Origin of the sequence: Chryseobacterium barbadense, assembly GCF_042849955.1 — a bacterium.
GTDB lineage: Bacteria > Bacteroidota > Bacteroidia > Flavobacteriales > Weeksellaceae > Chryseobacterium.
In genome coordinates this window covers 1-11592 of sequence record NZ_BAAFHL010000066.1, presented here as the reverse complement: position 1 = coordinate 11592, position 11592 = coordinate 1, and the positions used below count along the sequence as shown (strand labels likewise).

Below are 11592 nucleotides of genomic sequence, written 5' to 3'. Positions count from 1 at the left end.
CATTAAATCAATCATGCTGAAGACTACGGTTTAAACAAGGTGGAAGCAAGCTTTGAATTCCCGAACGTGATTCAGAGAAGCCGTGGGGTTGCCGGTAAAATGAGCAAAGGAATTGAATTCCTGATGAAAAAGAATAAGATTGACGTAATTCTTGGTACTGCAAAAGTTCAGCCGGGGAAAAAAGTTTCTGTTACGGATAAAGACGGTAAAGCAACCGAATATTCAGCAAACCACATTATCATTGCAACAGGAGCGCGTTCAAGAGAATTGCCGAACCTGCCGCAAGATGGTAAAAAAGTAATCGGATACAGACAGGCATTATCCCTTCCTGAGCAACCGAAATCTATGATTGTTGTGGGTTCCGGAGCTATCGGGGTAGAGTTTGCTGACTTCTATAACACTATGGGAACAAAAGTAACTATTGTTGAATTTATGCCGAATATCATTCCTGTGGAAGATGAGGAAATCTCCAAGCACCTGGAAAAATCCCTGAAAAAATCTGGAATCGAAATTATGACCAATGCTTCTGTAGAAAGTGTTGATACATCAGGAGAAGGCGTAAAAGCTAATGTAAAAACGGCTAACGGAAATATTACCCTTGAAGCTGATATCTTATTATCTGCTGTAGGTATTGCTGCCAACATCGAGAACATCGGTTTAGAAGAAGTGGGAATCCAGACAGATAAAGGAAGAGTTTTAGTAAATGAATGGTACGAAACTTCAGTTCCGGGGTACTATGCAATTGGAGATATCATCCCGACTCAGGCTTTAGCTCACGTAGCTTCTGCAGAAGGAATCACTTGTGTGGAAAAAATTAAAGGAATGCACGTTGAGAAAATAGACTATGGCAATATTCCAGGATGTACATACTGTCACCCGGAAGTAGCTTCTGTAGGTCTTACGGAAAAACAGGCTAAAGAAAAAGGATACGAAATTAAAGTAGGTAAATTCCCTCTTTCTGCAAGTGGAAAAGCTACGGCTAACGGAAATACGGATGGTTTCATTAAAGTGATTTTCGATGCCAAATATGGTGAATGGTTAGGTTGCCACATGATTGGTGAAGGAGTAACGGATATGGTTGCTGAAGCTGTTGTTGCCAGAAAACTGGAAACTACAGGTCACGAGATCATTAAATCTATCCACCCGCACCCAACAGTTTCTGAAGCGATCATGGAAGCAGCAGCAGCAGCTTACGGAGAAGTGATCCACATCTAAGAGATACTCAATATTTCAGATATAAAAGCGCAAAGATTTTCTTGCGCTTTTTTATTTTTAACCACAAAAGGCACAACAGTTTTTAAACACGTAAGTTTATTTTAAAGTTTAATAAATGTCCATTCATAAGGACACATGAGTTTTTTTGAAAATCTTATTTCAGCTTATGTGAACTTGAATGAAGTATGATTTTAAAAACTTAAGTAACTAAAGTGTTTAAAAAAATTAAACATTAAAAAACTTTTGTGCCTTTTGTGGTTTAATCTTTTTATGGGAAAATCCCCTATACATACTAAAGATTAAGTCACTAACTTTACATTAGCTAAAACCAATCATCATGAAATACTTTGATTTTCACTGCCATCCTGTTTTGAAACAGCTATTTAATGATACTCCCAACATCGATGCTTTTATCTACAGAAGCGATGTAGCCGCACTTCCCAAAATGTGTTCCGATTTACCTAATATTATTGAGACACAAACCCATCACACCCAGCTTTCTGAATTTAGTGATGAGGTGATTCTGGGAGCAGTTCTCTATAGTGTGGAAAGATATGTTGCACAAACCGTAATCCCGCTTCAAAACTATCTGAAAAAAACATCCCGTTTCAAACTGTCCGAAAAGCTTTTAAATGATATTGTTCAAAACAGCAATAAACCTTTTTCCGATTTTTTAATGAAACGGACTCTGAATGAATATATCCAGTCTTCGTCCTACCATATTCTCACCAAGGATAGCTTCAAAAAAGGACTTCCGAAAAATAAAGTCAATATATTTTTTACCATTGAAGGTTGCCATTCTCTAGTAGACAGCCCCAATTTTTGTGACGCGGTGAACAAGTATAAACCTGCGGATATCTTGAAAAACCTAGATAAAGTACAGGAAAAAGTAAAAATATTATCAATCAATATTACTCACCTTCAGCAATCCAGCTTATGTAATCAGGCATTCGGAATGCAGGTGGCGGATTCAAAACCTTTTTTCCCTTCCGGAAACGGGCTGGAAAACGATGGGAGAACAGTGGTGCAGGGAATTTTTGACCGGAAGATCTGTGTGGATGTAAAACACATGAGCTACAAGTCCCGGAAAGATTTAATGAATGAAATTGATTCAGGAAAATTTAAAAATGTACAGCCCTTAGTTTGTACTCATGCCGGATTTACTGGAGTGCCATTTAAAGATTGGGCAGGACATATTCAGCTTAAGAAGCCACTTTCCGAAGCATTGTACTTGGAAATTACCAAATCTTTTCACGTGGAAAATGATCCGAGAAGACCCGGATTTCCAACGTTCAATGCGTCAACGATTAATTTATTTGATGAAGAAATTGCCTGGATTGTAAAAAATGGCGGAGTTATAGGGATTTCCATGGATAGAAGGATTCTGGGATATGTGGATAAAAATGACGATGATCCTATAGGAATTAGCGGAATGGAAAGAATCGTAGATAAAGAATTTTTTTCAAAAACAGAATGGGCAGCTTTAGGCATTAAAAATGAAGACATCGGAAAACTGATTGCTGATGATGAGCACCTGACGATGGCTGAACTGGAAGAAAATACGGAAAGCAGCATCCCTCAACGGAATGAATATTTCTATGATCATGTTCTGTATCATCTGAAACATTATTTCCAAGTGTGTATTGATAACGGAATCTCAATCAGCAAAGCCCAAAAGCAGATCACTATAGGAACCGATTATGATGGTTTGATCAACCCTTTCCTTAATATGCCGACCGTGAAAAGAATGGCGGATCTTAAAAGCTATATCAGAATGAATCTTAAATATTTCCTTAACGATTTACAAGATTCCAAAGAATGGGCAGATCAACTGAATGTTGATACCTTTGTGGAAGATCTTTTTTATAATAACGGATATAAATTTGTAAAGACAAGATTTGAAACCTGATAACTTAAAAATTGACAATATACTAGACATATAGACTTTGAAAGATTAATCAATGGGCCTATTGTCAGTTCGAGTAGATTTTGAAAAAATCATATCGAGAACTTCTATTCATCCTGAAACTTACCGAAACGACAAAGTGATTTTATCAAACGAATGATGATAACAGGCCTGTCTTTTATAAAAATTCCTTAATTTCATGCAAATTTATTACGATGAAAAACAAATCCATCATTCTGGCTTTCTCTTTAACCGGAATATTTCTTTCAGCACAGCAGAAAAATGAAGTGGTAAGTCCCAATGAAAACCTGATCGCGGAAAATATCCTCCCGATTCCGAAAAGCTTAAACCAGACCATTAAAAAATATTCCGAAAGCAGAAATGCAGGTTTGGCAGATGTGCACCCCAATGGAAAAGAAATCATAGCAAGTACCCGTTTTGCTTCTACCAATCAGCTTCACCGGATTTCCTTCCCGTTAGGCGCCAGGAAGCAGATCACTTTCTTTGATGAACCTATCGGCTCCGCAACGTATGAGCCAACCAAAGGTGAATATCTGATTTATTCAAAAGATATCGGCGGAAACGAATTCGGGCAGCTTTTCAGGCTAGATTTGAAAACAATGGAATCCAAGCTCCTTACCGATGGGGGAAGATCACAAAATGGCGGGGTAAAATGGAAAAAAGACGGTTCCGGATTTTATTTTGCGTCTACAAAAAGAAATGGCGGAGACCGGGATATTTATTATATGGATCCTTCAAAGCCGGGAGAAGCACAGCTCATCTTGGAGGTTAAAGGCGGAGGCTGGGGAATTAATGACCTTTCGGATGACGGGAAAAAACTGCTGATCGGAGAATATGTTTCAGCAAATGACTCCTACCTGTATATTTATGACCTGGAAACAAAAAAACTGGAACCCATTACAGACAGGAATGAAAAAGGAGTGGTTCAGTCCGGCGCAACCTTCGGGAAAAATCCTGATGAAATCTGGTATGTGACGGATAGAGATAATGAATTCGGCAGGCTTGCTGTTTTAAATATAAAGACGAAGAAAATCAATTATCTTACCTCTTCCATCCCCTGGAATGTAGAAGGATATGATGTATCCGAAGATAAGTCCACCCTTATTTTTACCACCAATGAAAGTGGGATCAATAAGATGTATAAACTGAATACCCGTACCAATACCTATGCTCCCATTAAAATACCTATAGGGCTAATCGGGGGAACAAAATTTACGAAAGACGGAAAACATTTTTTCTTTACCCAATCTGCAGCTAACTCAGGAGCTGATATTTACAAGCTGGATCTTGCTTCTAACACGATTGAGCGATGGACGGAAAGTGAGCAGGGAGAGATGCAGCCGGAAGATATGTCTGTTCCAAAACTCATCGAGTGGAAAAGCTTTGATAATATGAAGATTACAGGCTTTTACTATCCGGCCGCTTCCAAATTTACAGGAAAAAGACCCGTAGTAATCTCTATTCATGGAGGGCCTGAAGGTCAATCTATGGCTTCTTCATTAGGTTCCAACAACTATTATACGAATGAAATGGGAGTAGCCATGATCTATCCCAACGTGAGGGGATCTTCAGGGTTTGGTAAAACCTTTATTGCTGCGGATAACTGGTATTTGAGAATGAATTCAGTAAAAGACATAGGTGCTTTATTGGACTGGATTGCCAAGCAACCGGAGCTTGATAAAGACAGAATCATGATCATGGGGGGAAGCTATGGCGGGTTTATGACTTTGGCGACAGCCTATGAATATGCAGACAGAATCAGATGTTCGGTGGATATCGTTGGAATTTCCGATTTCAATACTTTCCTGAAAAATACGGAAGAATACCGCAGAGATTTGAGAAGGGTAGAATATGGGGATGAGAGAATTCCTAAAATGGCTGAATTCTTTACCAAAATTGCTCCTTTGAACAATATTGATAAAATTAAAAAACCGATGTTCATTATCCAGGGAACCAATGATCCCAGAGTGCCTGTTTCCGAAGCTGTTCAGATGAGAGATAAACTTAAAGCCCAGGGTAAAACAGTCTGGTATCTGGAAGCTAAAAATGAAGGTCACGGGTTCCGTAAAAAAGAGAATGTGGATTTTCAAAGGCTGGCTGTTATCCGTTTTATGCAGGAATATCTGTTAAAATAATTTTAAAACACCATATTTAGAAAAATTAATCTGGTTTTCTCGCCCTGTTTTCTTAATTTTATTCTATGAATTTTGAGAAAGTAGGGCTTGTTTTATCCGGAGGCGGTACCAAAGGTATTGCGCATGCAGGAGTTTTAAAATTCTTAAATGAGAAGAATATTGATGTAGATATTCTGTCCTGCTGTAGTGCCGGTTCCATAGTCGGTTGTTTATATGCCATAGGAAAAACTCCGGAAGAAATCTTGGAATTTTTCAATTCTGTATATTTTTTTAACTGGAAACATTTTACTTTTAACCAACCCGGATTGGTCTCTTCCGTCATCTTCAGAAATTATCTGAAGCCTATTTTTCATGATATGAAGCTAGGCGACCTGGATAAGGAAGTAAAAATTGTAGCCACAGAGCTGGTATCCGGAACCCAGAAAATATTTGATAAAGATTTTGAAGTTATGGATGCCATTATTGCCTCATGCTCTATTCCCGGCGTTACAACTCCCTATATCATAGATGAAGAAATGTATTGTGATGGTGGTGTTTTGAATAATTTTCCAGCCGATATCATCAGGGATGAATGCGATAAGCTTATCGGGGTATTTGTTTCGCCGCCGCATGATATTAAGATCAATGATCTCAAGTCCATTAAAGCCATTGTATCCCGTTCTTATGATCTTTTATCCTATAGGGTGGAAAAAGTGAAGTTTGACTATTGCGACTGGTTTATTTCTTCTCAGAAACTATCCAGTTATGGGACTTTTGAGAGAAGAAAAGACCGGCTGGAAGAAATCTTTAATATAGGATATAATGCCGCGAAAGAAAGTTTTGCTGAAAGCCTGTTTATTACACCGCTGAAACAATCAGGAACTTGATTTAAAAAATCCCGCTTAAGCGGGATTGTATATTAAGAAAGGATTTCAGTTTGGGTATAGTTTGCAAAAGCTTCTTCCAGACTTCCGAATTTACCTTTAAATTCCTCAATAGGGCAGTCCTGAAGAATATTTCCTTTATGGATAAGAATGACACGGGAGCAAAGTGCTTCCACTTCCTGCATGATGTGGGTGGAAAGTAAAACCGTTTTTTCCCGGCCGATCTCTTTAACAACATTTCTGATCTCAATAATCTGATTCGGGTCAAGTCCGTTGGTGGGCTCATCAAGAATCAACAGATCCGGCTGGTGAATAATGGCCTGCGCCAATCCTACTCTTTGCTTGTATCCTTTAGAAAGCTGTCCGATTTTTTTAGATTTTTCAGGTGTGATACCCACCAGTTCTATCACTTCATCTACTCTGGATTGGGGGATCTTGTGAATGTTGGCAACAAACTGGAGGTATTCTTTTACATACATCTCCAGATATAACGGATTGTTTTCAGGTAAGAAACCAATCTTTTTTTTACTTTCGATGGCGTGCTCGGAAACATTCAGCCCATTAAAGATAATTTCACCTTCATCAATCTTCAGGGCACCAACAATAGATTTCATTAACGTAGACTTTCCGGCTCCGTTTGGACCCAGAAGGCCAATGATTTCATTCTTGTCGATTGAAATATTAATACTGTTAAGCGCAGTTTGTTCCCCAAACTTTTTAGTTAAATTCGTTACCTGAAGAGACATAGTTATAATGATCTTTTTGCAAAAATAAAAATAAAAAACTCATTCGTAAGGAATGAGTTTGCTGAATATTAAAAAATATAATTATTTTCTTGATTTCTTGTTCTTACTGCTGTTCGAAGAAGGAGCAGCTGTTGATGCAGTGGCGGGCTTGGTGGTTGTATTCACATTGTTCATGCTTGCCGGTTTGTTATATAAAGCCGATTTTCCGCTGGTCTTACCAAAAATCTTATCGATCTGTTTCTTATTCAGGAACTGCGATTTTCCAACGTACTTTCTGTTTTTATTGATGTATTGGATAAATTGCACAGTTGGTTGCCCATAGTTCTTTTCATAATGCAGTTCGATAATATCATTGGGTAGTTCCAGAGTGATGTTTCCTATCGGGGTATCGATAAATCCGTCTGCGATTAATTTATACAGGCTTTCAACATCTCCATTCACGTTCAAAAATGAAAAAGACCTGAAAGTATTTAAATTACTCGTATTGAGGTCCTGGTAATTAATGGTGAATTTATCTTGTTTTTTATATAAACCTACAGAATTATCCTTGCCAATCTCCACCAGACTTTCGTTTTTTAGCACTTTAATTTGTGAAAAAACAGAAATACCGAACATGCAAGTAAATAGTAGAAGTATTTTTCTCATTTTACTGGATTTTAATGTTTTATAAAATTGGTGTATCTAAATTATGAATAAAAATATTCATAAACAATCTTTATTTCTAAAACAAAAGTAGCATTTTTTTTTAATATCCGGCCTTAACAAAGAAATGATATTATGCTATGCCTGGTAAATTTTTTTTATCCAAAAAGCCTTTATTGACGGGAGTTGAAATAATTTTTATGTCAATTTTTGTTTTAGAATGTATTTTTTGTAATGATAAATGAATTTGTTTTCTAATTTACTAAAATACAGCAGTTAATTTAAATTTTTATTTTTGAATAAATGTTTAATTTAAATTATTTGTTAATTCTGCATGTGTTTTTTTACACCTGTCGTTTACGTTAAAAATTAAATAAATGAATTGAATTAAAATGAACGGGGTTGGATGGAATCTGAAGAAGATTTTTCAATTGTTTTTTTCTCATTGTGTATAAAATTTGACTGCAAATGTAAAGTAAAAATTGGCAACTCAAAATACCATGGGTTTTATTTTAATGTTAAAATAGAATGTCCAAAGAAATCTTAAGATGGTTGATCTTTAATAATTTTTGGAATTTAATCTTAATAATGGATGAGTAAAGATAGTTGTATGCTTAAAATGGTATAAAGTCATTACTTTTATGTAAATGCTGTATAAATGACTATTTTAGTCAGATAAATAAAACTAATCATCATGGAGAATAACAATTTGAATATGGATAGTATATCGGATGCGCAAAATGATATGAAGAACGGATATGGCTATGGCTCAACCGGTGTCATTGTTTCAGGAGTGGTCTGGTTGACTTCCTGCCTTATAGCTTGTTTTTATTCTTCACAACATGCGATGTGGGCTTTAATCATAGGAGGGATGTTCATATCTCCCTTGGCCGCGTTAGTTGAAAAGTTAGTTGGGATCAAAGGGCGGCACGAAAAAAATAATCCTCTTGCTACACTGGCAATGGAAAGTACGGTTTGGATGATTATGTGTATTCCACTGGCTTATGGTTTGTCTTTAAGTAATGTGGGGTGGTTCTTTCAGGGAATGCTGATGATTATTGGTGGCAGGTATTTAACCTTCGCCAGTATTTACGGGGTGCATTTTTACTGGATTCTGGGAACTGTTTTAGGATTGTCGGCAATAATCCTTTTTACAATAAAGGCGGATGCCTGGATATCTTCATTAACTGGAGGTTCGATTGAAATTATAATGGGCGGCGTCCTTTATAGTCTTTATAAAAAAAGTACGATAAAGAGCTAAATAAGGGATAATATTCATTATTGCTGAAGGATATAATAAAAGCAGCTATACAATCTGTATAACTGCCCTCCCTAAAAGTATTCAAACTGAGTGAATTTTTTTATTTTGATTCAAAAAGACCACCCCGCAATTGAAGTGATCTTAATATAAAATTCCCTTTTTACCCTTTATTTATCAGATTTTTTTGTGTATCTGATTGGTGTAAATGTAAATAGATAGAATAAATAAATAAAGGTTTTGCAATAATTCGGCAAAAAAAACTTTAAAATTAAATAATTGAAGAATAAAATTCTTTATCTTTGAAACAAAATCACCCCTAAAAGAATATTATTCTATGGAACACCTTGATAATAAAGATCTGCAGTTGCTCAGATTGCTTCAAAAAGATGCAAAACTTACTGTTAAAGAGCTTGCTAAAGAAGTTAATCTCTCTCCGTCACCGGTTTTTGAAAGAGTAAAACGGTTGGAGCAGGAAGGATATGTTAAGAAATATGCAGCTATTCTGGATGCTGAAAAGCTTAATCTGGGATTTACCGTTTACTGTCAGCTGAAATTAAAAAGTAATGACAGTTACTTAGCGGTAGAGTTTGAACGGGAAATCCTGGAGATTGAAGAAGTGGCAGAATGCTACAGTATTTCAGGTGATTTTGATTTTCTCCTGAAGGTCTATGTTCGTGATATGAAGCAATACCAGAATTTCGTATTCAATATATTGGGAGCAGTGCCATCTATCGGAAGTACGCATAGTACATTTGTAATGGCTCAGGTAAAAAATATACATGGATTGACGATATAGAGATCTGCTATAAATATCATTTTAAAAAGCTCACTAATCTTGTGAGTTTTTTTTATTAGCATTTTGGCAAATAAATTGTTGCAATTCACCTAACCACTAAATTTTATAATATGAAAAATTCAATCTTAGCCCTATTAGCGGTTGCTGCTATGGTGGCTTGTAAAAAAAATGAGACTACAGCTGTTGATCAGTCCTCAGACAGTGCGGCGGTAGTTGCTCCTGTCGATTCTGCAATGGGTGTTAACGACTCCACTGCAATGACGGATACCACGGGTGCGGCAAATTCACTCAGCGAGCAGGATAAAAAATTTGCAGATGCTGCTGCAATGGGGGGAACAATGGAAGTAATGATGGGTGAACTTGCTGCGGGTAATGGTAATAATGCAGCGGTAAAAGCATTGGGTGAAATGATGGTCAAAGATCATGGTAAAGCCAATGATGAACTAAAAAAATGGGCATCTGCAGTAGGATATACTCTGCCTACGGGACTGGATGCTGAGAAACAGAAAGAATATGATAACCTTAAAGCAAAAAAAGGAGCTGAATTTGACCGGGCCTATACCGATTTGATGGTTAAAGATCATCAGAAAGATATAGCGGAGTTTAAAAAGCAAGCCGCTGAAGGTACGGAAGCGTCATTGAAGTCTTTCGCCAGCAAAACGCTTCCTACTCTGGAACATCACCTTATGGAATCGGAAAAGGCAAAAAATGCCGTAAAATAATAATTAAAAGACTATTGAAATCCTGCCCATTGGCGGGATTTTTTATGACTGATTTCTTGTTTTAATTGGGTTTCAATTAAGAGGTAGTATTTCTCTTTATGCGGATGCTTGCTCTTTGAGGGCTTTTTCATTAGCTTTATCCCTTTCGGAAAGCATTGATAGATAGGCGGTAGGCGTATAGCCTGTTATCTCTTTAAAAACCTTTGTGAATAACGCTGAGGTTGGAAAACCCGAAATATCTGCAAGATGGCTTACTTTATATTTTCGGTACAGAGAATCTTTTTCGAGCTTATTGATCACGAAATTTATTCTTAGGATATGGATATAGGTTTTGAAGTTTTCGGCTTTATGTTTCTTTACTACTTCGGATAAATACCTAACATTTGTTTCTAATTCGGCCGCTAAATAGGCTAGAGTAATCCCTTTGTTGGTGAACTCCTTCTTGCTTTCAAACTTTTTCAATCCGTTTAAAATATGCTTCTCAGTATCGCTGCTCATGGCATCTTTAAGTGTTTGTGTACTTTTCGAAGCTTTAACTGATTTATCTTCTTTTTGAGAGGGCTGTTCATCTGATGCATATAAGAGTTCAAAAGATCCTTTGTTTTGTTTTATCTTATTGATGATGGAATACAAAAGAAACAATCCGGCTAAAATAGCTATGGAATAAGAGTAAAAGGGAATTAAAAAAGTGAAATTCATAGATTCTAACTTTTCTAAATTGATAGGGGAGACGGGTGTTTTATTAAATAAAATCGCATTTTGAATTTTAACGAAAATATTATCATAAGATGTCTGGCACAAAAGCCAACTTGGGACAATGAGAAACCCGAAGAATAAACTGTAGATTTTTTCCATTATAAAGCTGTTTGGGAACATTAATTTCGCTTTTCGATACAAATTTACTTATAAGAAATGTATTCCAATAACATATACTTCACTATATAGTGGACTAATTACGTAATGTATTGATAATCAGTGTGAAAACTTTTTTTGATTTTCCGAAAACAATATGTTAATTTCTGAAAATTCGTAATTAATATCTTTTATTGTTATTGTTTTGACTGTAATTTTACTGTAGAGATTTTAAATATTCATAAATAATTAATTATTGTAATTTATAATAAACTTATATAAGCAAAATTATTTTGTGGATTTATAATTAAAACTAATATATATTATGAAAAAAGCTTTTTTATTGTTTTGTTCACTTGGTTATTCATCGATGTTGATTAGTCAGGTAGGGATCAATACAACAACGCCTACAGCAACGCTGGATGTTGTAGGT

General features: G+C 36.2%; 9 protein-coding genes and 1 pseudogene. 7 read left to right on the top strand and 3 right to left on the bottom strand.

Features of this window, described 5'->3' with window-relative positions; all coding sequences use genetic code 11:
• Nucleotides 1-6: 6 nt before the first annotated feature.
• From lpdA to ACGHIN_RS15060, 4 genes and pseudogenes are all read left to right on the top strand, one after another.
• Nucleotides 7-1215, top strand: a pseudogene (lpdA, locus tag ACGHIN_RS15075) (dihydrolipoyl dehydrogenase); the annotation flags it as partial.
• 337 nt (nucleotides 1216-1552) lie between these two features.
• Nucleotides 1553-3124, top strand: coding sequence for an amidohydrolase family protein (locus ACGHIN_RS15070; RefSeq protein WP_390455298.1), 1572 nt, complete (start codon nucleotides 1553-1555; stop codon nucleotides 3122-3124).
• Between the two features lie 212 nt (nucleotides 3125-3336).
• Nucleotides 3337-5277 (top strand): S9 family peptidase, encoded by a 1941-nt coding sequence (locus ACGHIN_RS15065; RefSeq protein WP_390455295.1) that lies wholly within the window; start codon nucleotides 3337-3339, stop codon nucleotides 5275-5277.
• Between the two features lie 65 nt (nucleotides 5278-5342).
• Nucleotides 5343-6143, top strand: a complete 801-nt coding sequence (locus tag ACGHIN_RS15060; RefSeq protein WP_390455292.1) for a patatin-like phospholipase family protein — start codon at nucleotides 5343-5345, stop codon at nucleotides 6141-6143.
• Nucleotides 6144-6175: 32 nt separating this feature from the next.
• Here the strand turns inward: ACGHIN_RS15060 and ACGHIN_RS15055 are convergent, their stop codons facing one another.
• A complete protein-coding gene (locus ACGHIN_RS15055) occupies nucleotides 6176-6886 on the bottom strand; it encodes an ABC transporter ATP-binding protein (protein WP_390455289.1) in 711 nt (236 codons plus the stop codon).
• A gap of 81 nt (nucleotides 6887-6967) precedes the next feature.
• Nucleotides 6968-7531, bottom strand: coding sequence for a hypothetical protein (locus tag ACGHIN_RS15050; RefSeq protein WP_390455286.1), 564 nt, complete (start codon nucleotides 7529-7531; stop codon nucleotides 6968-6970).
• A 691-nt stretch (nucleotides 7532-8222) separates the two neighbouring features.
• On the opposite strand from ACGHIN_RS15050, the gene ACGHIN_RS15045 reads away from it, so the two are divergent.
• The 3 genes from ACGHIN_RS15045 (at nucleotide 8223) to ACGHIN_RS15035 (ending at nucleotide 10307) form a co-directional block, all read left to right on the top strand.
• Nucleotides 8223-8789: a DUF7010 family protein gene (locus ACGHIN_RS15045; RefSeq protein ID WP_390455283.1), complete on the top strand. Its 567-nt coding sequence runs from the start codon at nucleotides 8223-8225 to the stop codon at nucleotides 8787-8789.
• Nucleotides 8790-9123: 334 nt separating this feature from the next.
• Nucleotides 9124-9585, top strand: coding sequence for an Lrp/AsnC family transcriptional regulator (locus ACGHIN_RS15040; RefSeq protein ID WP_121461042.1), 462 nt, complete (start codon nucleotides 9124-9126; stop codon nucleotides 9583-9585).
• A gap of 110 nt (nucleotides 9586-9695) precedes the next feature.
• Complete coding sequence (locus ACGHIN_RS15035; protein WP_390455280.1) at nucleotides 9696-10307, top strand: DUF4142 domain-containing protein; 612 nt, start codon at nucleotides 9696-9698, stop codon at nucleotides 10305-10307.
• 96 nt (nucleotides 10308-10403) lie between these two features.
• Here ACGHIN_RS15035 and ACGHIN_RS15030 read toward each other — a convergent pair whose 3' ends face one another.
• On the bottom strand, nucleotides 10404-11162 hold the full coding sequence (locus tag ACGHIN_RS15030; RefSeq protein WP_390455277.1) for a helix-turn-helix domain-containing protein: 759 nt from the start codon (nucleotides 11160-11162) through the stop codon (nucleotides 10404-10406).
• Nucleotides 11163-11592: the final 430 nt, after the last annotated feature.